Source organism: Caenispirillum bisanense (genome assembly GCF_039523075.1).
In the GTDB taxonomy this organism is placed as follows: domain Bacteria; phylum Pseudomonadota; class Alphaproteobacteria; order Rhodospirillales; family Rhodospirillaceae; genus Caenispirillum; species Caenispirillum bisanense.
Map to the genome: position 1 here is coordinate 22,675 of NZ_BAAAEP010000037.1, position 25,579 is coordinate 48,253.

Here is a 25,579-nt window from a genome sequence, read left to right on the forward strand (position 1 = left end):
CTATGCCGCCTGGACGGCGGTGAATCCCTCGATCAGCTTCCCGAACTCCGCCTCGATCTCATACACGGCCGTGAACTCGGCGAAGGCCCAGCGGCCGAACTTGCCCAGGTTGTTCACGCCCGGCACCCAGTAGGCGCGCATGGTGTTGGCCTTCTCCTTGGCGTCCTCGCCCCGGAAGCCCTTGATCTCGACGATCAGGTTGAGCGGCTCGGCCTGGCCGTCGTCGATCTGCACGATGAAGTCCGGCAGGTACTTGCGCGGTGTGCCGCCCAGGAGGTAGGGCACCTCCAGGCCGAGGTTGTGGTTCTTGACGTAGGCGCGCACGCGCGGGTGCGCCTCGGCCACACGGCAGAACTCGGCTTCCCAGTCGCTGTCGCAGAGCACCCAGTTGACGTGGCAGCGGCCGGGGGCGGTCTGCCACCGCGTTTCCTTGGACGTGGTGAAGTTGACGAAGCGAGTATACCCGGTAGGGTTGTAGGCGTCCAGAATTGCCTTGATGGGGCGTTCGCCTACCAGGGCCTCTGTGATGGCGGCCTTGATGCGTTCGGCCGCCATGTCGGCGATTTCCTTGTAGATCAGCTGCGCCGGGAAGGTACCGCGCTATGCAGCGCAGGTAGCCGCCCTCCAGCCACTGGCGGGTGATGCGCTTGAGCTGGCCGAACAGGTGCAGCTTCGGCTCCTCGCCGGGGTCGCGGTACTTTTGGTAGAGCAAATGGCGGGCCAGGTGGAACAGGATGGTGGATTGGCGCATGTCCTCCAGGTGGTCGATGGTGAGATCGACCCCCTCGCCGATAATGCCCTGGTTCTTGGTGACGGAGGGGCCGACAAGATCGGGGTTCAACTCCAGCACGGAGTCGGGGCCGAAGGTGGCGCTCAGGCGCTCCTCGGGCAGTTCGACGCGGTAGCCTTCGACTCGCGGGAAGGTGATCTCCAGGGCATCGCGGTCGGGGCGGACGGCTTGCACCCGCACCGTCTCGCGCGGCTTGGCCGGCGGGGCGACCACCGGCTTGGCGTTGAAGTCGAAGGGCACGCCCAGGACGTCGGCGTACTCGACGTTGAATAGGCCTTCCTCATTCAGTTCGTAGGACTGGCGGCGCAGGGCACGGCCGACGACCTGCTCGCATAGAAGCTGGGTACCAAAGGCGCGGACGCCCAGGATGTGGGTGACGGTGTTGGCGTCCCAGCCCTCGGTCAGCATCGAGACCGAGACGACGCAGCGGATCTGCTCGCCCAGGCGACTTGGCTTGCCGACGGTGTTCATCACCTCGCGCAGGAGGTCCTGGTCCGTCAGTGCTTCGCCACGTCGGATATCGCCGGTACGCTCGACGATCTCGCGGCGGAAGCGGTCGATCTCGTCGGCGGCCATATCGCGGAAGTTCTTGTCCAGCGCCTCGCCGGACTCCAGCTGCTCGCTGTCAATCAGCAGTGTTCGCGGGCGCGGCAGCCGGTTGCCGAAGTCATCGTAGTTGCGGAAAAGGGCCAGACGGCCGTTTTCCAGTGCCGTGGTGCCATCGTCGTTGGCACGCTCGAAGCCGGAGATGAAGTCGTACACCAGCTTGGATGTGGCTGTGTTGTTGCACACCACGATGAACACCGGCGGCACGCCGATACCGGCCTCCTCCCAGAGGGTGAAGGTCTTTTTGTAGTGGCCGTAGAGTACGTACAGCGCCGTCTGCAGCTCGGCCGGCAGGCTCAAGGGGTCGAGGGTCTTGCTCTGGCCGCGCCCGGCCTTAGGCATCTTCTTGCCGATGTGCTCCCAGAGATTGCGGAACTTGGGCATGTCGGCGCCGGGCACGTTGTCGGCCACCGGCACGCGAGGGAGTTTGACAATGCCGCACTCGATTGCGTCCATCAGCGAGAAGTCGCTGACCGTCCAGGGGAACAGGGTGCCTTCGGCGTAGCCCGAGCCCTGGAGGAAGAATGGCGTCGCGGACAGGTCGAAGACCGCGCTGATGCCATTCCCCTTTCCCTTGCCGCGCCCGATGCCCCGCTTGACCGCCTCCAGGCCGGAGATCCACAGGCGGGCGGCCTCGTTGTTACGCTTGGCCTCGTCCTTGTCGTCGCCCTTGAGGTCATCGATGTCGTGGTTGCCGGGCTTCTCGCGGTAGCAGTGGTGGGCCTCGTCGTTCAGCACGACGATGGAGGGCAGGTTCATCAGCTCGGGCATGACCCGCTGGAGCATCTGCCCTTCGGTCTCCACCGTCTGCAGCTTCTCCTTGCGCCAGCCCTCCAGGGCGGTGCGGGTGCCCTTGGCGACGTCCAGGCGCTCGCGCAGGCGGAAGGCGTGATAGTTGGTGATGACGATGCGGGCCTGCTCGATGTCGCGCAGCATGTCGTGGGGCACGATCTCGCGCGTGCGGAAGTAGCTCTCAGCTCTCCGGATCGTTGGGCAGCAGGACGCGCAGCCGGTCGCGGATGGTGATGCCCGGGGCCACCACCAGGAAGCCCTTGGTGAAGGTCTTGCTGCCGGGGTGGCGGACGGCATTGACCGTCTGCCAGGCGATCAGCATGGCCATGACGGTGGTCTTCCCGGCGCCGGTGGCCAGCTTCAGGGCGATACGCAGGAGTTCGGGGTTGGCCTGGTCGTTGGCGCCCCGGATGTGGGTCCAGATGTCACCCTTGCGGGGGGCGACCTCGGTCAGCCAGATGGCCGTCTCGACGGCTTCGATCTGGCAGAAGAACGGGCGCGGGCCCTGGAACGGGTGGTGCCGCCAATGCTGAAGGAGGCGGGCCGTCTCCGGGGTAACACCCCAGTCCTTGGGGTTGGGCAGCGACCGCCAGGAGGCGACGAGGCCCCTGATCCTGTTGATGATCGGGGTGGGGTTGTATTCCTGGTCGGCGGTGGACAGGCCATCGCCGCTGTCCAGGACCATCTCGGTCTGGGACTTGGCGGTCTTGCGCTTCTTCGGCTTCGGCACAGGCGTGATGAGGTCGGAGCGGCGGCGGGAGTCGATGAGCTTGTTGGTCGGCTGGCCGTCGGCGTCCAACTCCCAGTGCCGCGCCGGGCATTCATACGGCGAATTGAGAATTGGCCGCTCGAAGAACGCCTCTGACATCCGGATCCCCCTGCCATCCCGAGTGGTGCCGGGCGATGATGGCAAAGGCACCACTTTCGTTCAAGCTCGCCAAGCCGTCGGCGACCGGAGATAGTGGCAGGCTCATGAGCCGTGCCTTGGTGCCTTGGCGCCTTGACCCCGCCACCCCCTCCACCTACCTTCCCACCACCCTCAACCCCACGGCCTGTGTATCAGCTCTGTGTACCAGTCGGCGGCTGCGAAGCCCGCATTAGTCCTTTGAGGGAACGGTTTAGGATGCTTTTGGCTTCGAATCCTGGCGCCCAAGGTGAATAGCAATAATCACCTCCCCCGCCCCGGATACAGATGCCCCAGATCAATCGGCGGCCGCACCAGCTTGAAGAAGTCCGCCACCTCGGCCTCGGTCAGCGGTGAGCCATAGCCCTCCCCGACCGACCGGGGCGCGTGGCCCATAAGGCGGTCGCGCAAATCGCTGTCTCGCAGGGCCCGGAGCATGTCCTTGTGGGTGTGGCGGAAGGAGTGGAACGAGGTCACGTCGCTCTTCACCCCCACGCGGGCGAAGAAGCGGTTGTGGTCGTTGAAGAACTTGCCGTAGTCGCGGGGCTCGAACAGCAGGCCGGTGGGGTCGGCCTTGCGGCGCGCGTGGATGTAGTCGGCGATGCCCAGGCGGCCGAGTTCGGGATGCACCGGCAGCATGCGCACGGCGTTCTCGGTCTTGGCCGTTTTGGCCTGATCGTCGGCGTCGTCCTCGGCCGAGGCCTCCGTGGTCACGTTGAGATACACCACGCCCCGCGTCTCCACCACATCGGACAGGCGCAGTTGCGTCAGTTCACCCAGGCGGGCGCCGGTCATCAGGGCGACCAGGGGCAGCCAGTAGCGACCGTCCAGGAACATCACCTCATCGCCCGGCTCGCTGTAACGGCTCTTAGACCGGCAGCCGGTGTAAAGCGGCGCGGCGAAGATGGCCCGCAGCTCCTCCTCCCGCCAGGACCGCCGCTTGACCCGCTCGCGTTCAGCCTTGGTCACGCCCTTGGGCGATACCCGAACCGTCGGCAATTCACCCCGGCGGCGGTCGGTGTCCGTCGCCCAACCAAGGACCATGCGGATGCACGACAGAGCTTTGTTCTGGGTGACCCACGACGCCACGGTCGCGCCCTTGCGGGGCTTCACCTCCGACAACAGCAGATCATGGTACTGGATGACGTCCTGGCGGGTGATCTCAGCGACCGCCTTATCCCCGTTGGCGCGGCGCCAGCGGGCCAACTCGGTTTCGTATTCGGCCAGACGCTTGGGCGGCTGCGGCACATCGGCCAGGAAGGCGGGGAGCAAGGCGTCCAGGGGCTGGCGGGCGTCGGGATGCAGGCCGGCGAGCGGGTCCGCCGGGGTCCTCGGCTGGACAACGGCAGCCAGGGACTTCACCACTTCCTGAAGGCTGTCCCGGATCTCCCTGGCCTCGGCATAGCGTCCGCAGAACTCCGAGACATTGTGCGACACCGCCTTCAGCCGGGCATTGGCGGCCTTGAGGCGCTCGCCCATGGCCTTTTCGTTCTTGTAGGTCTCGATCAGGACCTCATAGGCCATCACCTCGGCCTTCAGCGCCCGCAGGGCCAGTTCGTCGTTCTGGTCGATCGCCAGCCTCATCTCCCCCATGATCAGCCGCAGGCGCGCCGACTCCGCCCCAGCCAGGATGCTGGCCGTCTGGCGTTCGGAGGTGCCCAGGCTGCGCCGGATCTCCTGCCGCCCGATCACAGGCACCAGGTCACGCGGAACACGCACCCGGAGATGATAGCGTCCGGAGGGTTTTCGGGCGAGATAGGTCATGGCCAGACGGGTCCACACAGTGGGTCCACATCCGACATGACGGCAATTTTGGGAGAGTCCCTAAGCCTTTGAAATCCCTGGATGGGTTCCCCTGAAACAGGGGTGTCCAGGTGATGGCGTCCCCACGGGGATTCGAACCCCGGTCGCCGCCGTGAAAGGGCGGTGTCCTAGGCCTCTAGACGATGGGGACGAGGCCGTCGCGCTGCCGCACGTGGGCGCGCAGTACGTATAAGATCGCCGAGTGGCGTCCCCACGGGGATTCGAACCCCGGTTGCCGCCGTGAGAGGGCGGTGTCCTAGGCCTCTAGACGATGGGGACGTGGCCTCGGGAGGCACGTATTTAGGCGATCCCGCAGGGGCGCGCAAGCAAAAAACGATGGCCCCGCCGCCTCATCCGTCGATGCGCAGCACCACCGGTTCGAACCGCCGTTCGTCGCCCTCCCCCGTCAGCCTCCAGGCGGCCAGATCGCCGGGGCCGGCGGCGGTGACGGCGCAGATGATCCACACCAGCCCCGGCTCCCACGCCTGCGCCAGATCGGTGGCGGAGGGGGTCGGCGGGTGGTCCGGGTGGCTGTGCCAGTGGCCGAGCAGACGCTCCGCCGTGCCGCGCAGGGCCTTCATCAGGTCGAGGTGGGCGCGCGGGTCGATCTCGAAGCGGTCGTGGGCGCGCGGCGCCACGTTGGCGGCCGCCACCACCCGCGTCACCCGGCCGGCCACCCCCTCCTCCTCCTCCTCCTCCACCCCCGCCAGCAGCCCGCAGCCTTCGTGCGGATAGGCCGCGGCGGCGGCGGAGCGGATGGCGTCGGCCTGGGCGGCGGTGAGGGTCAGGAGGGCCGGCGCCGGGCGGGCGGCGGCGGGGAAGAGGCGCTCCCACTCCCCCGCGCTGCCGGCGCCGGCGGCCGTCACTGCTGCACCGACAGTTCGATGGTGCCGAGGCGGGTGCCGTCGGCGCCATGCAGCACCACCACGCGATCGGGCTTGCCGCCGCCGCTCAGGCGCAGCAGGATGCGCCCCTCGGCAACGTCCACCGCCAGGATCTCCGTGCCCGGCGGCTCGGCCAGGGTGACGGTGCCGAAGGGCTGCGACGGCACCGGAGCCGCCACCGGCGCCGGCTGGCGGGCATCGGTCGCCGCGCCGGCCAGCGGCGGCGCCACCGGGACGGTGCCGGCGGTGACGTCGGCGGCGGGGCGCTGCATCTTGGTGTAGATGCCCCAGCCGAGCAGCACCAGACCGAGCACGATCAGGATGCCCATGACCGCAACCAGGGCCTTCAACGCTTTCATGACGGACCGTTATCCTTCCTGCAGCAATCGGGAGCCGCGATGATACAGCAACCCGCCGATCCCGCCACCGCTGCCGTGCCGCCGCCGGTGGACGACGGCGATGAGGACGAAGACGACGCCCTGGCCGGGGCCGCCCCGCTCACCGTCACCGCCGGGGCGGAGGCGGAAGGGCTGCGGCTCGACAAGTGGCTGGCGGAGGCGCTGGCGGCGGCCGGGCTCACCCGCTCCCGCCTGCAGGCGCTGCTGGCCGAGGGTCAGGTGAGCCTGGACGGCGCCCCCCTCGCCGCCGCCGATGCCAAGCGCAAGGTGCGGGCCGGACAGGTGGCGGCGGTGACGGTGCCGGCGCCGGAGGACGCGGTGCCGCAGCCGCAGGACATCCCGCTCGCGGTGGTCTACGAGGATGCGGAGCTGATCGTCATCGACAAGCCGGCCGGGCTGGTGGTGCATCCGGCCGCCGGCAATGCCGACGGCACGCTGGTGAACGCCCTGCTGCACCACTGCGGCGCCAGCCTGTCGGGCATCGGCGGGGTGCGGCGGCCGGGCATCGTCCACCGGCTGGACAAGGACACCAGCGGCCTGCTGGTGGCGGCGAAGACCGACCGCGCCCACCAGGGCCTCGCCGCCCTGTTCGCCCGCCACGACATCGAGCGGGTCTATCGCGCCATCGTCTGGGGCCTGCCGCAGCCGCGCGCCGGCACGGTGGAAGGCGCCATCGGCCGCAGCCCGTCCAACCGCCAGAAGATGGCGGTGGTGAAGAGCGGCGGCAAGCCGGCCACCACCCACTGGCGGGTGGTGGAGGCGCTGGGCGGCGACACCGCCCTCATCGACTGCACGCTGGAAACCGGCCGCACCCACCAGATCCGCGTCCACATGGCGAGTCTCGGCCATCCGCTGGTGGGCGATCCGCTCTACGGCAAGGCCCGCAAGCCCGGCCGCCGGGGCATGAGCGCCGGGCAGGTGGCGGCGGTGGAGGGGTTCCGGCGGCAGGCGCTGCACGCCGGCGTCCTCGGCTTCGTCCACCCGGTCAGCGGCGAGCGGCTGCGGTTCGAAAGCCCGCCGCCGGCCGACTTCCTGGCCCTGCTGGCGGCCCTGCGCGGCGACGGCTGAACCCGCCGGCGCCTCAGCGCATGGCGCCGCCGCCCACCGTTGCCGGACCCTTGGAGGCGGCTTCGCTGCCGATGTCCTCGTCCGACTGCATGACCTCGGGGCCCCAGTCCTCGATCAGCTTGCGCTGCTGCGCCTTCAGGGCGGCGATGCGGCGGCTGGAGGTGAGGCTGAGGAACGAGCCCACCAGCGACGGCGTCGCCGTGTACAGCAGCCAGCCGAAGGCGGCGGCGCCGTATATCATCATCAGCGCGAAGACGTTGGAGAGGATGTCGAGCGTCATGGTGATGTCGTGGCGCTCGAACCACATGTTCAGCAGATAGGGCGCGACGCCGGCGAAGTTCAGCCCGCCGACGCAGATGAAGCCGTAGCGGTGCGGCCCGCGCTCCACCATGTAGGCCACCACCGTCGGCAGCATGGCGAACATCAGCAGCACCACGGTGGGCAGGAACAGGATGACCAGCGGCACGCCCATCACCAGCATGCCGAGGCCGCTCGCCAGTCCGCCCTTCTTCTTGCCGCCCGAGGAGGCGGCGGATTTCGCCGGCTTTTTCGCCATGGACCTTCTGCCCCTTCCCCGCCGTCAGATCAGCCGCACGAGCAGCAGGATCAGGATGGTCGCCATGCCGATGCTGACCGAGCCGATGGCCGCCGCCTGGTGGCCCATGCGCAAGGCATTCTCGTCGCGCGCCGCCTGGCCGGTTTCCAGCGCCGCCACCTGCCGCCGCCCCTCGGCATATTCCGCCTTGGCACGGGCGAAGCCTTCGCCGTCGGAGCCGCGTTCCTCGGCGTTGTCGAGCAGGTTGTAGAGTTCCGGCAGGCTGCCCTTGCGCACCACCCGCGGGATCTCCCGTTCCAGCCGCTTGCGCCGCTCGCGGCTGTGGTAGCTGTTGATGATCGGCTGCACCAGCCCGCCGAGCCAGCTGGTCAGGCCGAACAGCGCCTCCGGCCCCAGCCGCCACTGCAGCACCGCCAGCAGGCTGAGCATGCCGAGGGCGTTGCGTTCCGACCCGCCCTCGTTCATGGCCGTCAGCTGCGGCTTCAGGTCGCGCTCGTAACGGGCGGCGACGAAGGCGGCGACGTGGCGGTCCACCGGCCAGGTCTTGGTGTCGGCCCCCTTGGACACGTGTTCCAGCGCCGGCAGCAGTTCCTTGATCTCGGTGACGTACTCGCCCTCCAGGAACGGGCTCTGGCAGGGCATGTTCTCGTTCAGCTCGTAGGTGACGCGCTCGATGCCGAAGCCCTTGGCATTGTTGAGCAGCAGCGCCCGCAGTTCCTTGAAGTTGGCGTCGGCCTGGGCGTATTCCGGGTTGTAGATCATCTGGGCCTGGACCCAGAACTTCACCACCTCGCGCGAGATGATGTCGGCGAAGGCCTTCACGTCGCCCTTGCGCAGCACCGCATGCGCCAGGGCGGTGCCGAAGCCGTCCAGCGTGCAGCGCACGTCGCGGAAGCACAGCGGCGCATCGGGGGCCAGCACCATGATGGCGCGGGCGATCATCAGGTCGGCCATGGTCGCCTTGTCGCCCTGCATGGCCTCCACCACCTTCATGGCGGTGACCAGGGCGTCGGCCTTCTCGTTGTCTTCCAGGCCACGGCGCAGCCACACCTCGACGCGGCCTTCCTGCAGCAGGGCGCCGGCCTTGCTCCAGTTGGTCATCAGGCCCCAGGCGGCGCCGCGGGCGGTGGCGTATTCCACCTCGCCGATCTTCAGGGTGCGCTGCGACCGCTTTTCCAGGCGCGGCTGCAGCGGCGTCATGCGGCGGCCGTTGAGCCACAGGTCCAGCGTCTCGATGGTCCAGCGTTCGCGGCTGTCGTCGTGCAGCAGGCCGCGCAGCACCTCGATCATGCTGATCGGCACCCGGTTCTCGCCCACCAGCGTGGCGTAGGTGCCCTGCTGCAGGCGCAGGCGCATGACCTCGTCGGCGGAGCGGCCACGGGTGGGGTTGTGGCCGAGCATGAGGAACAGCAGCGTCACGCCCAGCGAGAACATGTCGTCGGAATAATGGCCGGTGCCGCGCCCTTCGGGCATGCACATGGCCGTTTCCAGCGGCTCGAAGATGGCGGCGTTGTCGAACCCCGGCGGCGCCGTGACGCAATCCCCCAGCACCAGCCGGTCGCCCTTGGTGTCGAACAGGTAGATGTTGTCGGGACGGATGGCGCGGTGGGTGGTGGCGCGCGTCTGCAGTTCCTGCAGGGCGGCGTGCAGCGGCTTGATGATCTTCTTGGCGAACAGCTGATCGGGCACCACCTCGCAGGTGCCGTTCAGGTCCGGCATCATCTTGCCGCCGGCGGGCCGTTCATAGATCGCCACCACCAGCTTGCGACCGGCGGGCATCCAGTCGACCACGCCGCCTTCGATGAACTGCAGCATGCCGGCGTTCTGCATGCCGCGCAGCGATCGCATCACCAGATGGCGCTGCAGGATGTCGGGCCGGCACACCAGGGCATAGAGCGGACGGCCGGCGCCGCGGCGGTCCTGCACCTCGAACGCCTTGGCGCTCGGCATGTCGAGGTCGGGGATCGGCTTGTTGGGCTGGATCTCGAAGCGGTCGCGCAAAGACACCGGCGCCATAGCAGCGCCGGTAGCCGGCTTTTGTGCGCCGGCCTCCGCCGTTGTGGCCTTCTGCGAGGCTTTGGCCGTCGCCGTGGCCGCCATTGATCCGGTCCCCTTAGATCACCTGTCTTACCCCAAAGGGGGGCAGCACAGGGTACCGATGGTCTCGCGGGATGACAACACGTCCCGCGAGTCCCATGCGTATTTGGCCTGACTCAGCCGGTAAAGGGGTCGTGCACGAGAATGGTGTCCTCGCGCTCCGGGCTGGTGGAGAGCAGCGACACCGGCGCCCCGATCAGTTCCTCGATGCGGCGCACGTACTTCACCGCCGTCGCCGGCAGCTGGGCCCAGGAACGGGCACCTTCGGTGCTGTCCTGCCAGCCTTCCAGCGTTTCGTAGATCGGCACGCAGCGTTCCTGCTGCGCCACCGCCGCCGGCAGATACTCGATGCGCTTGCCGTCCAGTTCGTAGCCGATGCAGACCTTCAGTTCGTCCAGGCCGTCGAGCACGTCGAGCTTGGTCAGCGCGATGCCGTCAATGCCGCCGGTCTTCACCGCCTGGCGCACCAGCACGGCGTCGAACCAGCCGCAGCGGCGCTTGCGGCCGGTGACGGTGCCGAATTCGCGGCCGCGCTCGCCGATGCGGTCGCCGATGGCGTCGGTCAGTTCGGTCGGAAACGGGCCGGAGCCGACGCGGGTGGTGTAGGCCTTGGTGATGCCGAGCACATAGCCGACACGGCCCGGACCCATGCCGGAACCGGCCGCCGCCATGCCGGCGACGGTGTTGGACGAGGTGACGAACGGATAGGTGCCGTGGTCGACGTCCAGCATGGCGCCCTGGGCGCCTTCGAACAGGATTCGCTTGCCGGCGCGGTAGGCTTCGTCAAGGGTCAGCCACACCGGTTCGGCATAGGGCAGCAGCTTGGGCGCCAGGGCGCGCAGCTCGGCCAGCAGGTCCTCGCCCTTCAGTTCCTCGGCGCCGAGGCCGCGCAGCAGGGCGTTGTGGTGGGCCAGCAGGCGGTCCACCTTCATTTCCAGCGTCGCTTCGTCGGCCAGGTCGCAGACGCGGATGGCGCGGCGGCCGACCTTGTCCTCATAGGCCGGGCCGATGCCGCGGCCGGTGGTGCCGATCTTGCCCTTGCCGGCGGCCACTTCGCGGGCCTGGTCCAGCGTCGAGTGCAGCGGCAGGATGAGGCAGGCGTTCTCGGCGATGCGCAGCACGTCCGGCGTGATGGTCACGCCCTGAGCGCCGATGCGCTCGATCTCTTCCATCAGCGCCCACGGGTTGATGACGACGCCGTTGCCGATGATCGACAGGGTGCCGCGCACCACCCCCGACGGCAGCAGGCTCAGCTTGTAGGAGACACCGTCGACCACCAGCGTATGGCCGGCGTTATGGCCGCCCTGGAAGCGCACCACCACATCGGCGCGGGCGGCCAGCCAGTCGACGACCTTGCCCTTGCCCTCGTCGCCCCACTGCGATCCGACGACTACGACGTTCGCCATCTTTCCTATCCCGATCCTGAATTGTTTCCGGGGTTTGCCTGCCGCGCCGCGTGCGCGTCAGGACGCGATTTCCTGTACCGAACCGGCGACCCACACGTGGCCGCACCGCATCCGCGCCGCTTCGGCGCGCACATCCGTCACCGGCTGCAGGCCGGCCACCACCACCCAGCCGGCATCGGCGAGCGCGGCGCGCTCCGCCAGCACGGCGCCGGCCGGCACATAGACGCGGCGGCGCGCCTGCGGGCGCGGCACCACCGACAGCACAACGTCGAGGAACAGCGTGCCGCCCACCGCCGGCTCGAACCCATGGCCGTTGCCGAGGCCCGCCATGTAGCGGCCACCGCGGCCCAGCTCGCCGCGGGCGCCCTTGGCGAAGATCGAGAAGCTGACGCCGGTGTGGTACTCGAAGCCGCGGTTCTCCACCGGATCAACGGTCAGCGTCAGGTCCGGCAGGTCCGCCCGCACCAGATCGAGCACCTGCGCCAGCCGGTCGCGCTCGGCGGCGGCGGCGGCCGGCAGGGCGACCGCCTGCAGCGCCGCCATGGCGCGGTCGGCGGTGCCGGCGGCCTTCAGCAGGGCGCCCAGCAGGTCGGCGGCACGGCCACCCAGGGCGGCGACGGCGGCGGCGTCCTTCTGGTCCAGCGCGCGGCGGGCTTCGGCCCGCGCCTCGGCGGTCAGGCCAAGGTCGTCGCACACCGCCGGCACCAGGGTCGGCAGGTTGAGATCGACCGACAGATGCTCCACCCCCGCCGCCTTCAGCGCGGTGGCTATCAGCACGATGGCTTCGGCATCGGCGGCCGGGGTGTCGACGCCGATCAGCTCGATGCCGGCCTGGCTGAACTGGCGTTCCGGCCGCAGCTGGCTGCCTTTGACGCGCAGCACCTGCCCGGCGTAGGACAGCCGCAGCGGCCGCGGCTCCTTCTTCAGGCGGGTGGTGGCGATGCGGGCGATCTGGACGGTGATGTCGGCGCGCACGCCCAGCATGCGCTGCGACACCGGGTCCATCACCCGGAAGGTCTGCATGGCGGTGGCGGCGCCGGTGCCGGCGAGCAGGCTTTCCTCGAACTCGATCAGCGGCGGCTTGACGCGGTCGTAGCCGAAGGCGCCGAAATGCGACACCAGCGTCTCCACCACCGAGGCCTCGAAGGCGGCTGCGGGCGGCAGAAGGTCACGCAGACCCGCGGGCAGCAGGGCCTTGGTGTCGGTATCGGTCATCGCGCGATGTCGTCCTGTGGTCGGTTGCGGCCGGCCCGAGAAAAACGAACCGCCGGGCCGCGCGTGCGGCTCCGGCGTTCCGCTGTGTACCGCGTTTACCCTGCCGGGGCAACGGGAAATCGGGCGACGCCGCGGCCTGCGGCGGCACCCGCAGGCCTACCGCGCGAGGACGCCGTCGAGCAGCCGCAGCACCTCGTGCGAGGCATCCTGCACCTTCTCGATCTCGGCGATGGCGCCGTCCAGGTTGCCGTCCTGGAACAGCTCGGCGGCGCGGATGCCGTGGCGGTGCACCTCGGCATGGGGCATGGCGAGGCGGCGGAAGGCGTCGTTGCCGGTGATGCGGCCGTCGGTCTGGCTGTCGTACCACTTGCCCAGGCGGCAGGTGTGGTGGTCGGCCAGTTCGCGCGGGTTGAGGGTGGTGCGCCCGACCACCATCTGCGCCAGCCGCTTCTTCCAGATCACGTGGTCGGACTTGGCGACGTGGGCGGTGAAGTCGGCGATTTCCAGCCTCTGCAGGTCGGCGATGCCGGCGGTGACGTGGCCCTCCACGCCGTCCATGACATCGAGCACCCGGTTGATGCTGGTGACGTTGGTGGTGGCGGTGGCGGCGATGCCGGCGATGCCGTCCGCCACCTCGCGCGAGGCGATGTTCTGCTGGCTGAGGATTTCCGCCACATCGCCCATGCGTTCCGACACGCTGTCGATGCGGCGCAGCACGTCGCCGATGCCGTCGCCGGTGTGGGTGATGATTTCCCGCCCGCGCGCCACCGCCTCGGCCCCGGCCTGCATGGCGTCGACGATGGTCGCCATGTCCTGGCGCAGGGCGCCGATGCGGCTGCGGATGTCTTCCGTCGCCCGTGCCGTCTGGGTGGCGAGGTTCTTCACTTCGCCGGCCACCACGGCGAAGCCCTTGCCCGCCTCGCCGGCCCGCGCCGCCTCGATGGTGGCATTGAGGGCGAGCAGGTTGGTCTGCTTGGCGATGGCCTCGATCTGCAGGGTGATCTCGCCGATGCGGTCGGACGCTTCCGCCAGCCCTTCGGCCTTGGCGGCGGCGTCCTGGACGGCGCGTTCGATGGCTTCCATGGAGTCGATGGCCCGACGCGAGGTCTGGGCGGCGCTGGCGGCGGCGCCGTGGGCCTGGCTGGCGTCCTCGGCAACGGCATCGGTGGAGCGGGCGATCTCGCCGACGCTCGCCACCATTTCCTCGGCGGCGGAGGCGATGGCGTGGGTGCGGTTTTCCACATCCCGCACGTCGCGCGTCATTTCGGCCGTCGCCACCACCGCCTCGCTGCAGGTGATGGAGATGTCGACCACCCGCTTCAGCTCGGTGACCGACCGCGCGTGCAGCAGGTCGGCCAGTTGCTTCAGCTTGCGCCCGACGGCGTCGCCGCCCTCCGGCACCGCCAGATAGCGGCCGGCGATGAGCAGGTCGATCACGTCCTCCGCCGTCATGGCGACGGCAGGGCCCTCAACGGTCATGGACAGAGTCATGAGCACTCCCCACAGTACCGGCGCCGACGGCGCCCGGCGCGGCGCCTGACCCCCACGATCCGACGGCACGCGGCGCGAATACTAGTACAAAAAGAGGGCCCTTGCAGGCCCTCTTTTGCACTGCAACACGCCAGGAGGGTGTCGCTCTGCCGCCGCCGTCAGGCGTGCTGCGCGGCCACCTGGGCATAGGCCCATTCGACCCACGGCAGCAGCGCCTCGATGTCCGCCGTCTCCACCGTCGCGCCGCCCCAGATGCGCAGGCCGGCCGGCGCATCGCGATAGCTGCCGATGTCGTAGGCAACGCCCTCCGCCTCCAGCAGCGCCGCCAGCGCCTTGGCGACCTTGGCCTGGGCGGCATCGTCCAGGGCCTTGAACCAGGGGGCGCAGATGCGCAGGCAGATGGCGGTGCAGGAGCGGATTTCAGGGTCGACGGCCAGGAATTCCATCCAGTCGGTGCGCTCCACCCAGTCGGCCACCGCCTTCAGGTTGGCTTCCGAGCGGGCGATGAGCGCCGGCAGGCCGCCGATCTCCTCCGCCCACTTGAGGCCGTCGAGCGCGTCCTCGACGCACAGCATGGAGGGGGTGTTGATGGTCTCGCCGGTGAAGATGCCTTCGATCAGCTTGCCGCCCTTGGTCAGGCGGAAGATCTTCGGCAGCGGGCGGCCGGGGTCGAAGCTTTCCAGCCGCTCCACCGCCCGCGGGCTCAGCACCAGCATGCCGTGCTGCGCCTCGCCGCCCAGCACCTTCTGCCAGGACCACGTCACCACGTCCAGCTTGTGCCACGGCAGGTCCATGGCGAAGGCGGCGGAGGTGGCATCGCACAGGGTCAGGCCCTTGCGGTCGTCGGCGATCCAGCCTGCCTCCGGCACCCGCACGCCCGAGGTGGTGCCGTTCCAGGTGAACACCACGTCGCGGTCGCTGTCGACCTGGTAGAGGTCCGGCAGGCGGCCGTAATCGGCCTTCAGCACCCGCACGTCGGGCAGCTTCAGCTGCTTCAGCACGTCGTTGACCCACTCCAGGCCGAAGCTTTCCCACGCCGGCATGTCGATGCCGCGCTGGCCGAGCAGGTTCCACAGCGCCATCTCGACGGCGCCGGTGTCCGACGCCGGCACGATGCCGATGCGCCAGTCGGCCGGGATGCCGAGCACGGCGCGGGTGCGGTCGATCACCTCCTCCAGCCGCGCCTTGCCTTCCTTGGCGCGGTGAGAGCGGCCGAGCAGGGCGCCCTCCAGCACCGCCACGGACCAGCCCGGACGCTTGGCGCAGGGGCCCGACGAGAAGTGCGGATTGGCGGGACGGACGGCGGGCTTCGGCGGCAGGGTCATGGTGCGGTGCTCCACAAGGGTGGGGCCGCACTTTAGGCAGCACCGCCCGCCGCCGTCAACGGAGCCACTTGCCGCCGGTCAGAACGGCCAGAACAGCGGAATCAGGGCCACCGCCAGCACCCCCATCAGCACGTTCAGCGGCAGGCCGACGCGCACGAAGTCGGAAAAGCGGTAGTTGCCGGCGCCGTAAACGAAGGTGTTGGTCTGGTAGCCGAGGGGCGTCGCGAAGCTGGCGCTGCCGGCGAACATGACGGCGATGACGAAGGGCCGCGGGTCGACGCCCATCTGCTGCGCCAGGGCGATGGCGACCGGCGTCAGCACGATGGCGACGGCGTTGTTGGTCACCACCTCCGTCAGCACGCTGCCGATCACGTACAGCGCCGCCAGCACCGCGATGGGGCCGAAGCGGCCGGCGATGTCGGTGATGCCGCCCACCAGCAGCGTCACCGCCTGGCTCTTTTCCATGGCGAGGCCGACCGCCAGCATGCCGAAGATGAGGAACAGGATGCGCCAGTCGATGGCTTCATAGGCTTCTTCCGCCGACACGCAGCCGGTGACCACCACCACCACCGCGCCGAGCAGGGCGGCAGCGTGGATCGGCATGACGTTGAAGGCCGCCAGCAGCACCACGGCGGCAATGGCCAGCACGGCGATGGGCGCCCGCTCCGTCCGCCGGCGGCGCAGTTCGGGTTCGCTCAGGTTCACCAGGTCGCGGGCGTCGAACAGCCGCTTCAGCCCTTCCGGCGGCCCTTCCAGCAGCAGGGTGTCGCCGGTTTCCAGCCGCAGGCGGTCGAAGTTGCTGAGGATGTCGCCGCCGTGGCGATGCACCGCCAGGATGCGCACGTCAAACAGCCGCCGCAGGTTGAGCGACCCCACCAGCCGGCCGGAGATGCGCGAGTTGGGGCCGACGATGCCCTCGCGGATGGTGGTTTCCTGCTGCCGCACGGTTTCCAGCCCGCTCATGGCGATGCGGGCGCGTTCGGTGGCGTTGGGGCGTTCGGCCGGCTGGTCGTCCTCGTCACGCTCCGACGCCGACTGACGCAGGCCCACCGCCTCCGCCGCCGTGGTCAGCACGATGATGCGGTCGCCCGGCTTCAGCTCCGTCTCCTTGTCGGCGGGGCGGACGGGCACGCCGTTGCGGATCAGGTCGACGATTTCCGTATCCGGGCCCATGATCGCCTCCAGCGGCTTGCCCGCCAGTTCCGACGACCGCAGGATCAGCAGCTCGGTGATGAAGCGGCGGCCGGCGCGGGTGTCCAGCAGGTCGCCGAAGGCGGGCCGGTCGGGCAGCAGGCGGCGGCCGATGAGCATCATGTAGAGCACTCCGGCCGCCCCCATCACCATGCCCGGCAGCGAGATTTCGAAGATGTGGAAGGCCTCCATGCCCCGCCGCTCCGCCGTCGCCGCCACCAGCAGGTTGGTGGAGGTGCCGATCAGCGTGCACATGCCGCCCATGATGGCGGCGTAGGACAGCGGCATCAGCAGCTGCGACGGCGCCCGGCCGATGGACCGCGCCAGGGCGATCACCACCGGCGTCAGCACCACCACCACCGGCGTGTTGTTGACGAAGGCCGACACCCCCATCACCCCCACCAGCAGCACCGGCACCGCCAGCACCTTCGACCGCCGCGCCAGCGCCGTGACCAGCGCCGCCAGCTGGGCGATGACCCCGGTGCGCTGCATGGCGGCGCTGAGGACGAACATGGCGCCGACCGTGATGGGGCCGGAGTTGCTGAAGACCTGGAACATCTCGTCGGGGGTGATGAGCCGTTCGGGGAAGAACAGCCCGGCGACCATCAGCACCCCGGCGCCGGTCATGGCCAGGATGTCGGCCGACGTCCACTCCCGGATGAAGCCGATGAAGATGACGACGACGACGGCGAAAACGAACAGGGCCGGGGCATGGGCAGCGAGATCCACAGGGCCTCCACACGACTGCAGGCGCACCCCGCCCGGCCGGACCGCTGTCCGCCGCGATGGGCCGCACCGGCATCAATGCCGGGCGCCGCCCGCCGGTTCTCGTGCGTCTGAAGAAGTTGATGCCGCCGCCGCGCCGGCGATCAGCCCCGCAGGACCAGATTGATGCGGCGGTTGAGGCGGCCCTTCTTCTCGATCTTCGTCACCTCCACCGGGCCGATCTCGCCGGTGCGGGCGACGTGGGTGCCGCCGCAGGGCTGCAGGTCCACCCCGTCGACGTCGATCACCCGCACCCGGCCGCTGCCGCTCGGCGGCTTCACCGACATGGTGCGCACCATTTCAGGGTTGGCGGCCAGATCCTCGTCGCTGATCCAGCGGTGGGTCACCGGCGTGTCGGCGGCGATGAGGTCGTTGAGCCGGCGGGTGAGGTCGTCCTTGTCCGGGCTTTCCTCCAGGTCGAAGTCCAGCCGCCCCTTGCCGTCGCCGACGCTGCCGCCGGTCACCGCGCCCGGCACCAGCGAACACAGCAGATGCAGGCAGGTGTGCATGCGCATGTGACGGTGGCGGCGGTCCCAGTCGATGATGGCGGTGACGCGGCTGCCGACCGGCGGCGGCGTCTCGCCGTCGGCCAGGACGTGCAGGATCTCGCCGCTGTCCTTGTCCTTCACGGTGTCGGCGATGCGCACCTCCGCCCCCTCGCCCAGGCGCAGCACGCCGCAGTCGCCGGGCTGGCCGCCGCCGGTGGGGTAGAACACCGTGCGGTCGAGCACCACGGCGCCGGCCGCCACGTCGGTGACGGTGGCCTCGCAGTCCTTCAGGTAGGCGTCGTCGCGGAAGAGTTCGTCGGCCATGGCTGGTCCTTGCGCGGCGGGAGGGGAACGAGGCGGCACGGCGCCGGCGGGGTCACAGCCGCTCGAACGGCCGTACCGTGTGGGCGTGGTTCAGCGGGCCGTGACCGTTGCCGAAGCCGGGGGCGGAGTGGATGGCGCCCTGCACGTAGTCCCGCGCCCGGCTCACCGCCGCCACCAGATCGAGCCCCTGGGCGACGCCGGCGGCCACGGCGGAAGCGAGCGTGCAGCCGGTGCCATGGGTGGAGGTGGTATCGACGCGGCCGCTTTCGAACCGGGTGATGCCGTCGGCGGTGATGAGCAGGTCCATCAGCCGCTCGTCCGCCGCCAGATGGCCGCCCTTCAGCAGCACGGCGCCGGCGCCGAGGCCGAGCAGGTCGTCGGCCGCCGCCTCCATGTCCGCCAGGGTGCGGATGGGACGGCCGAGCAGCGCCTCCGCCTCCGGCAGGTTGGGGGTGATGAGGGCGGCGCCGCGCACCAGCCGGCCCTTCAGCGCCGTCACCGCTTCCTGCGCCAGCAGCGGATGGCCGCCCTTGGCCACCATCACCGGATCGACCACCACCGGCACGCCGGGGGCGAATTCCTCCAGCGCCTGGGCCACCGTCTCGATGGTCGGGGCGTCGCCCAGCATGCCGGTCTTGATGCAGTCGGCGCCGATGTCCTGCATCACCACCTGGATCTGCTGGCGGATGAACGGCAGCGGCACCGGATGGACGCCGTGGACGCCGCAGGTGTTCTGCGCCGTCAGGGCGGTGATCGCCGTCATGGCGAAGGCGCGCAGGCAGGTCACCGCCTTGATGTCGGCCTGAATGCCCGCGCCGCCGCCCGAGTCGCTGCCGGCGACGATAAGCACCCTGCCCTGCATCACGCTGCCTCCTTCGCGGCCTCCCGTTCGATGGTGGAGCATAGCCCGTTGACGATCTCGGAAACCAGTCCCGCGTCATCGCCTTCGGCCATCACCCGCACCAGGGGTTCGGTGCCCGACTGGCGCAGCAGCAGGCGACCGCCGGCGGCGGCCAGGCGGCGTTCGGCCGCCGTCACCGCATCCTGCACCGCCGCCGAGCCCATGGCGGCGGCAGCCGCCTCGCGGTCGGCCATGCGGACGTTCTTCAGAAGCTGCGGTACGGTGTCGAACACATGCAGCAGGCTGCTGGCCGGCCGGCCGCAGCGCACCAGTTCCGACAGCACCTCCAGCCCCGCCATCAGGCCGTCGCCGGTGGTGGCCTGACCGCCGAGCACGATGTGGCCCGACTGCTCGCCGCCCAGGTTGAAGCCGCCTTCGCGCATGGCCTCCACCACATAGCGGTCGCCCACCTTGGTGCGCACCATCTGCAGGCCGCAGCGCTCGACATAGCGTTCAAGACCGAGGTTGGACATCACCGTCGCCACCAGGGCATCACCCTGCAGCTTGCCCTCGCGCTTCCAGGCCATGGCGATGAGGCCCATGAGCTGGTCGCCGTCGATCATCCGGCCGGTCTCGTCGCAGACCTGGATGCGGTCGGCGTCACCGTCGAGCGCGATGCCGATGTCGGCGCCGTGGCTGACCACCGCCTGCTGCATCCGTTCCGGGTAGAGCGAGCCGCAACCCTTGTTGATGTTGGTGCCGTTGGGCTCGACGCCGATGGCGATGACCTCCGCCCCCAGTTCCCACAGCACCTGCGGCGCCACCTTGTAGGCGGCCCCGTTGGCGCAGTCGACCACCACCTTGAGGCCGTCGAAGCGGCGGTCGCGCGGCAGCACGCCCTTCACGTACTCGATGTAGCGGCCGGAGGCGTCTTCCATGCGCCGCGCGCGGCCGAGCCGTTCCGGCCCGACGCGCAGGGCATCCAGGCCGTTGTGGACCAGATGCTCGATGGTCTCTTCCGTGGCGTCCGACAGCTTGAAGCCGTCCGGCCCGAACAGCTTGATGCCGTTGTCCTCGAACGGATTGTGGGAGGCCGAGATGACCACGCCCAGGTCGGCCCGCAGCGAGCGGGTGAGCATGGCGACGGCCGGCGTCGGCATGGGGCCGACCAGGATCACGTCCATGCCGACCGAAATGAAGCCGGCGGTCAGCGCCGGTTCCAGCAGGTAGCCCGACAGGCGGGTGTCCTTGCCGATCACCACGGTGTGGCGATGGTCGCCGTTGGTGAAGTGGGCGCCGGCGGCCATGCCGATCTTCAGCGCCACGTCGGCGGTCATGGGATAGGCGTTCGCGGTGCCGCGGACGCCGTCCGTGCCGAACAGCTTGGAGGCCATGAAGGGGTTCCGTTTCCTGTGGATCGTCTCCGACCGAGTGGCGCTAGAATTACCGCCAAACGTCGGCTGTTTGCAACCCGCCGTCAGGCGCAGGCGACCCCCCGCCATACGGCGCATGCCTGACGCGCTTCCGCCACGTCGTGGACGCGCACGATCTGGAAGCCGTTGGCAAGGCCGGTCTGGTCGGCGGCGATGGTGCCGGCCAGCCGCTGCTTCGGCGGCTCGTCGCGGCTCAGGCGGGCGATGAAGGTCTTGCGCGACAGGCCGAGCAGCAGCGGCAGCCCGTGGCCGTGCAGCACGCCGGCCCACGCCAGGATGTCCAGGTTGTGCTCCAGCGTCTTGCCGAAGCCGATGCCGGGGTCGAGGCAGATGTCGGCCGCTGCCACCCCCGCCGCCAGCGCCGCCGCCGCCCGCGCGCCCAGCCAGTCGAACACGTCCAGCGGCGCCACATCGTAGACCGGGTTCTGCTGCATGGTCTGCGGCTCGCCGCGGATGTGCATGAGCACCACCGGCACCCGCAGCCGCGCCACCGTCGCCAGCGCCTCCGCATCCCAGGTGAGCGCCGTCACGTCGTTGACGATGCGCGCCCCGGCCGCCACCGCCGCCGCCATGGTGGCGGCATTGCGGGTGTCGATGGAAACGCAGGCGCCGCGCTCCGCCAGCGCCCGCACCACCGGCACCACGCGGCGGATTTCCTCGTCCGGCGGCACCGGCTGCGAGCCGGGGCGGGTGGACTCGCCGCCGACGTCGAGGAGCGTCGCCCCCGCCTCCAGCATGGCGAGGCCGTCGGCGATGGCGGTGTCGGCAGCGAAGCGGTCGCCGCCGTCGGAGAAGCTGTCGGGCGTGACGTTGAGGATGCCCATGACGTGCGGCCGGTCCATGGCCAGCCCGGCGAAGGGCGGACGCGGCGCCGACAGGCGTTCCAGCCCGGCGGCCACATGGGCCGCCACATCCGGTCCCGCCTCGGCAGCCCAGGCGGTCAGGGTCGGCTCGTCGCACAGGGTGACGGTGGCGCCGCCCTGCGGCCGGCGCAGCAGCACCGCCACCAGCCCGAAGGCCAGCTCCGCCCGCCCGGCCAGCGGCCGGCCGCGCCCGGCGGCGACCAGGGCGCGGGCGCGGTTGCCGGTGACCAGCCCGGCGGGGGCGAGGTAGAGGCGGCGGCCTATATCGGCCGCGCCGTCGTCTGCGGGACCGGACGGCGAAAGGGAAAAGCCCCGCGGCAGGGCGGGGCTTTCCTCAAGGCGGTTGGTAACGGAGCCCTGCACCGGCATCAGGTTCCCGGCTGGGGTTCCGGGCCGGGGCCCATGGCGCCGCCGACGTCCTTGCCGGCGACCGGCACCGAGGACCGACGGCCGGCGGCCGGCTGCGGGGCGCTGCCGCCCACGTCCTCGTCGCGGCGGATGGTGCCGCCGGAGAAGATGGTGCGCAGTTCCTCGCCGCTCAGGGTCTCGTACTCCAGCAGGGCCTGGGCGATGGCTTCCAGCTTGTCCCGCTGTTCGGTGATGATGGTGTGGGCGCGCTGGTAGCCGGAGTCGACGATGCGGCGCACCTCCTGGTCGACCATCTGGGCGGTCGATTCGGACATGTTCTTGTGCGTGGTGACGGAATGGCCGAGGAACACCTCACCCTCCGGCTCGCCATAGGCCAGCGGGCCGAGCTTCTCCGAGAAGCCCCACTCGGTGACCATGCGGCGGGCGCGGTCGGTGGCCATCTTGATGTCCTGCGAGGCGCCGGTGGTGACCTTCTCCTTGCCGAACACCACTTCTTCCGCGATGCGGCCGCCCATGGCGATGGCCAGGAAGGCTTCCAGGTACTCGCGCGAGTGCGACATGCGGTCCCGCTCCGGCAGGCTCTGCACCAGGCCCAGCGCACGGCCGCGCGGGATGATGGTGGCCTTGTGGATGGGGTCGTACTCGGGGCAGTTCAGGGTCACCAGGGCGTGGCCGCCCTCGTGGTAGGCGGTCAGGCGCTTCTCGTCCTCGGTCATGACCATGGAGCGGCGCTCGGCGCCCATGATGACCTTGTCCTTGGCCTCTTCGAAGTCGCTCTGGGTCACCACGCGCTTGCCCTTGCGGGCGGCCATCAGGGCGGCCTCGTTCACCAGGTTGGCGAGGTCGGCGCCGGAGAAGCCGGGGGTGCCGCGGGCGATGATGCGGATGTCCACGTCGGGCGCCAGCGGGGTCTTGCGGGTGTGGACCTTGAGGATCTTCTCGCGGCCGAGCACGTCCGGGTTCGGCACCACCACCTGACGGTCGAAGCGGCCGGGACGCAGCAGCGCCGGGTCCAGCACGTCCGGACGGTTGGTGGCAGCGATGAGGATGACGCCCTCGTTGGCTTCGAAGCCGTCCATCTCCACCAGCAGCTGGTTCAGGGTCTGCTCGCGCTCGTCGTTGCCGCCGCCCAGGCCGGCGCCACGGTGGCGGCCGACGGCGTCGATTTCGTCGATGAAGATGATGCAGGGGGCGTTCTTCTTGCCCTGCTCGAACATGTCGCGCACGCGGCTGGCGCCGACGCCCACGAACATCTCGACGAAGTCGGAGCCCGAGATGGTGAAGAACGGCACGTTGGCTTCGCCGGCGATGGACCGCGCCAGCAGGGTCTTGCCGGTGCCCGGCGGGCCGACCAGCAGCACGCCCTTCGGAATCTTGCCGCCCAGGCGCTGGAACTTCTGCGGGTCGCGCAGGTATTCGACGATTTCCTCAAGCTCCTGCTTGGCTTCGTCGATGCCGGCGACGTCGTCGAAGGTGACGCGGCCCGACTTTTCCGTCAGCAGCTTCGCCTTGGACTTGCCGAAGCCCATGGCCTTGCCGCCGCCGCCCTGCATCTGCCGCATGAAGAAGATCCACACGGCGATCAGCAGCAGCATGGGGAACCAGCTGATGAGGATGCCCCAGAAGGTCGGCACGTTGTCTTCCGACGGCATGGCGTTCACGCGCACGCCGTGTTCCCGCATGGTCGAGACCAGATCGCCGGTCTGCGGCGGAACGTAGGTGGAGAACTGCCGCCCATCCTGGTAATGGCCGCTGAGCTGGTTGCCCTGGATGGTGACGTCGCGCACCTCGTTGCGTTCGACGTAGTCCATGAAGTCGGAATACGCCACGGGCGCCTGCGTGCCGCGCGGGGAAGACGTCTGAAACAGGTTGAACAGCGCCACCAGCAGGACGGCGATGATCACCCACAGAAGAACGTTTTTGCTGAAGTTCAAGTCCAGACCCTTCCACTCAAGACGCGCGGCCGCCGATTCACCCGAAACGCGAGCCGCCGCACGGTCAATCTCACACCTGCATACATAGGTGATGGCGCAAGCCGCGCAAGCTGCCGCCGCCAAGATACGTCATGGCAACGCGCGGGGCAAACCTCAGGCTCGGACATGATGCGGAAGATGCCTCACCCCCCACGCCAAGCGGCGGCACGGCAAGGAGCGCCCCCTGCCGCCACAGCGCCGGCAAAGCCTCCACCACCACCGCGGGCAGCCCCTGCCGCGCCTCCCGCGCAACGGCGGCGAGGCCCGCCTGCCCCACTGCCCCCAGGCGGATGCCGTCCGCCTCCGCCGTTCCCGGCGACCACCGCCAGCGGCCGTCCCACTCCCCCGCCGCCAGCCCGACCGGCGGCGCCGCCCGTCCCGCCTCGCGGCAGACCAGCCAGCGGCCGGCGCGGCGCACGATGCGGCAGCCGGCCACCGTCAGCTCGTCGGAGCCGAGGCGCCCGAAGGCGCGCTCCAGCGACTCGAGGCGCGGCGGATGGCCGCTGCCGCCGATGCAGGCCAGCACCCCGGCCAGCGCCCGCAGCCCGGTTTCCTCCACCGCTGCCGCCACCGCTGCCGGGTCGATCCAGGCGAAGCCGAGGGGGTGAAGCTCCACCGCGCCGGCCAGCAGCGCCGCCGCCGCCGCCTCCTGCGCCGCCCGTGCCCGGCCGAGGCGGCCGGCGGGGGCGGCCAGCCGCTCCGCCGCCAGCCCCTCCGCCGCCAGCAGCGGCAGCAGGCTGCGCAGGCGGGAGCGGGCATGGCGGTCGCCGCTGTTGCCGGGATCGTCCACCCACCCGAGGCCGGCGGCGCGGCAGGTGGCGACCAGGGTCGCCTTCGGCACCGGCAGCAACGGCCGCAGCAGCCGCACTTCGGGCAGGTAGCTTTCCGCCGCCATGCCGGAGAGGCCATAAAGGCCGCTGCCGCGCGCCAGGCGCAGCAGCAGGGTTTCCGCCTGATCGTCGCGGTGATGGGCGGTCAGCAGATGGAGAATGCCGCGCGCCGCGCAGGCCTCGCGCAGCAGGCGGTACCGCGCCTCGCGCGCCGCCGCCTGGATGTCGGCGGCCGGCTTCGGGCCTTGCCAGGGCAGCACGGCATGGGCGGTGCCCCGCGCCGTCAGCTGCGCCGCCACGCCCGCCGCCTCGGCGGCGCTTTCCGGGCGCAGGCCATGGTCGACGGTGAGGGCGAGGACGCTGCCGCCCCGGGATCGCGCCCAGGCATCGGCCAGCAGGGTCAGCGCCAGACTGTCGGCGCCACCGGAGACCGCCACCGCCAGCCGCGGTGCCGGCTCGAAGGGCGCGAACGGCGCCATCAGGGCGGCGAAAGCCTCCGCCGTGATGGCGCCGTCGCCGGTCATCACCGCCGCCGCCGGGCGGTCACTGGGCGCCGCAGGACAGGCGCTGGGATTCGCTCTGGGCCCGGCGCTTGATGGCGTCGGGGGCCTGCGGATACTCGCTGCCGATGCGGCCGAAGGCGGCGCAGGCTTCGCGGGTCTTCTGCAGGTTGGCCATGGTGAGGCCGAGCTTCAGCAGGTTGTCCGGCGCCTTGGAGTTCTTCGGATAAGTGCGGTAGCCCTCCAGGAAGGCGACCGCCGCCTTGTCGTAGGAGCCCTGCACGTAATAGGTCTCGCCCAGCCAGTACTGGGCGTTGCCGGCCAGATCGTGCTGCGGATGCTGCTTCAGGAAGGCATCGAAGGCCGACGCGGCGCGGTTGTAGTCGTTCTGGCGCAGCAGGCCGAAGGCAAACTTGTACTGGTCTTCGGGCGAGCCGGCCGGCAGCGCCTGACCGGCCGCCGGAGCCGCCGCCGTCGCGACGCCACCACCCTGGCCGCCGCCGCTGCCGCCGCCGACGGTGCCGAGGGTGCCCTGGGCAGGGGCAAGGCCGGGACCGGCCGCCGAGTTGCTGCCCGGCGCCGCCGCGCCGCCGCCGCCGCCCTGGCCGCCGGCCGGAGCCGCCGGAGCCGGAGCCGCCGCCGCCGCAGCCCGGGCCTGGCCGGCGCC

18 protein-coding genes, 2 tRNA genes and 1 pseudogene are annotated in these 25,579 nt (G+C 70.2%); 1 reads left to right on the forward strand and 20 read right to left on the reverse strand.

Annotated features, from left to right (window positions below; genetic code table 11):
• The 6 genes and pseudogenes from ABD056_RS15640 to ABD056_RS15665 all read right to left on the reverse strand — a co-directional run bounded on the left by ABD056_RS15640 (position 1) and on the right by ABD056_RS15665 (position 6,138).
• Positions 1 to 3,056, reverse strand: a pseudogene (locus ABD056_RS15640) (BPTD_3080 family restriction endonuclease).
• A gap of 300 nt (positions 3,057 to 3,356) precedes the next feature.
• The gene (locus ABD056_RS15645) at positions 3,357 to 4,856 is read right to left on the reverse strand and encodes a DUF6538 domain-containing protein (RefSeq protein WP_343868110.1); all 1,500 of its coding nucleotides are present in this window, start codon (positions 4,854 to 4,856) and stop codon (positions 3,357 to 3,359) included.
• 114 nt (positions 4,857 to 4,970) lie between these two features.
• Positions 4,971 to 5,046, reverse strand: a tRNA-Glu gene (locus ABD056_RS15650).
• Positions 5,047 to 5,098: 52 nt separating this feature from the next.
• Positions 5,099 to 5,174, reverse strand: a tRNA-Glu gene (locus ABD056_RS15655).
• Between the two features lie 71 nt (positions 5,175 to 5,245).
• Positions 5,246 to 5,761 (reverse strand): M67 family metallopeptidase, encoded by a 516-nt coding sequence (locus tag ABD056_RS15660; protein WP_343868112.1) that lies wholly within the window; start codon positions 5,759 to 5,761, stop codon positions 5,246 to 5,248.
• The gene (locus ABD056_RS15665) at positions 5,758 to 6,138 is read right to left on the reverse strand and encodes a hypothetical protein (protein WP_343868114.1); all 381 of its coding nucleotides are present in this window, start codon (positions 6,136 to 6,138) and stop codon (positions 5,758 to 5,760) included. The genes ABD056_RS15660 and ABD056_RS15665 overlap by 4 nt, the downstream gene beginning before the upstream one ends.
• Before the next feature lie 39 nt (positions 6,139 to 6,177).
• Between ABD056_RS15665 and ABD056_RS15670 the strand changes: the two genes are divergently transcribed.
• Complete coding sequence (locus ABD056_RS15670; protein WP_343868116.1) at positions 6,178 to 7,245, forward strand: RluA family pseudouridine synthase; 1,068 nt, start codon at positions 6,178 to 6,180, stop codon at positions 7,243 to 7,245.
• 13 nt (positions 7,246 to 7,258) lie between these two features.
• Here ABD056_RS15670 and ABD056_RS15675 read toward each other — a convergent pair whose 3' ends face one another.
• From ABD056_RS15675 to ybgF, 14 genes are all read right to left on the reverse strand, one after another.
• Entirely contained in the window at positions 7,259 to 7,801 is a 543-nt protein-coding gene (locus tag ABD056_RS15675) for a hypothetical protein (RefSeq protein ID WP_343868118.1), read from the reverse strand.
• Between the two features lie 24 nt (positions 7,802 to 7,825).
• Positions 7,826 to 9,817, reverse strand: a complete 1,992-nt coding sequence (locus tag ABD056_RS15680) for a protein kinase family protein (RefSeq protein ID WP_343868120.1) — start codon at positions 9,815 to 9,817, stop codon at positions 7,826 to 7,828.
• Between the two features lie 197 nt (positions 9,818 to 10,014).
• Positions 10,015 to 11,304 carry an adenylosuccinate synthase gene (locus ABD056_RS15685; RefSeq protein ID WP_343868122.1) on the reverse strand — a complete coding sequence of 430 codons (1,290 nt, stop codon included), beginning with the start codon at positions 11,302 to 11,304 and terminating at the stop codon, positions 10,015 to 10,017.
• Positions 11,305 to 11,361: 57 nt separating this feature from the next.
• Entirely contained in the window at positions 11,362 to 12,519 is a 1,158-nt protein-coding gene (locus ABD056_RS15690) for an ATP phosphoribosyltransferase regulatory subunit (protein WP_343868124.1), read from the reverse strand.
• A gap of 156 nt (positions 12,520 to 12,675) precedes the next feature.
• Positions 12,676 to 14,010, reverse strand: coding sequence for a methyl-accepting chemotaxis protein (locus ABD056_RS15695; protein WP_343868126.1), 1,335 nt, complete (start codon positions 14,008 to 14,010; stop codon positions 12,676 to 12,678).
• 158 nt (positions 14,011 to 14,168) lie between these two features.
• Positions 14,169 to 15,335: a phosphoserine transaminase gene (locus tag ABD056_RS15700; RefSeq protein WP_343868128.1), complete on the reverse strand. Its 1,167-nt coding sequence runs from the start codon at positions 15,333 to 15,335 to the stop codon at positions 14,169 to 14,171.
• A 78-nt stretch (positions 15,336 to 15,413) separates the two neighbouring features.
• The gene (locus ABD056_RS15705; RefSeq protein WP_343868130.1) at positions 15,414 to 17,255 is read right to left on the reverse strand and encodes an SLC13 family permease; all 1,842 of its coding nucleotides are present in this window, start codon (positions 17,253 to 17,255) and stop codon (positions 15,414 to 15,416) included.
• Positions 17,256 to 17,395: 140 nt separating this feature from the next.
• Positions 17,396 to 18,103 (reverse strand): alanyl-tRNA editing protein, encoded by a 708-nt coding sequence (locus ABD056_RS15710; RefSeq protein WP_343868132.1) that lies wholly within the window; start codon positions 18,101 to 18,103, stop codon positions 17,396 to 17,398.
• A gap of 52 nt (positions 18,104 to 18,155) precedes the next feature.
• Positions 18,156 to 18,965 carry a bifunctional hydroxymethylpyrimidine kinase/phosphomethylpyrimidine kinase gene (gene thiD, locus ABD056_RS15715; protein WP_343868133.1) on the reverse strand — a complete coding sequence of 270 codons (810 nt, stop codon included), beginning with the start codon at positions 18,963 to 18,965 and terminating at the stop codon, positions 18,156 to 18,158.
• Positions 18,965 to 20,338, reverse strand: coding sequence for a phosphoglucosamine mutase (gene glmM / locus ABD056_RS15720; RefSeq protein ID WP_343868135.1), 1,374 nt, complete (start codon positions 20,336 to 20,338; stop codon positions 18,965 to 18,967). The genes thiD and glmM overlap by 1 nt, the downstream gene beginning before the upstream one ends.
• 83 nt (positions 20,339 to 20,421) lie before the next feature.
• A complete protein-coding gene (folP, locus tag ABD056_RS15725) occupies positions 20,422 to 21,603 on the reverse strand; it encodes a dihydropteroate synthase (protein WP_343868137.1) in 1,182 nt (393 codons plus the stop codon).
• A 5-nt stretch (positions 21,604 to 21,608) separates the two neighbouring features.
• Positions 21,609 to 23,543, reverse strand: coding sequence for an ATP-dependent zinc metalloprotease FtsH (gene ftsH, locus ABD056_RS15730; protein WP_343868138.1), 1,935 nt, complete (start codon positions 23,541 to 23,543; stop codon positions 21,609 to 21,611).
• A 70-nt stretch (positions 23,544 to 23,613) separates the two neighbouring features.
• Positions 23,614 to 24,936, reverse strand: coding sequence for a tRNA lysidine(34) synthetase TilS (gene tilS / locus ABD056_RS15735; protein ID WP_343868140.1), 1,323 nt, complete (start codon positions 24,934 to 24,936; stop codon positions 23,614 to 23,616).
• 19 nt (positions 24,937 to 24,955) lie between these two features.
• Positions 24,956 to 25,579 (reverse strand): tol-pal system protein YbgF (gene ybgF / locus ABD056_RS15740; RefSeq protein ID WP_343868142.1); only part of this gene is annotated, 624 nt, incomplete at its 5' end.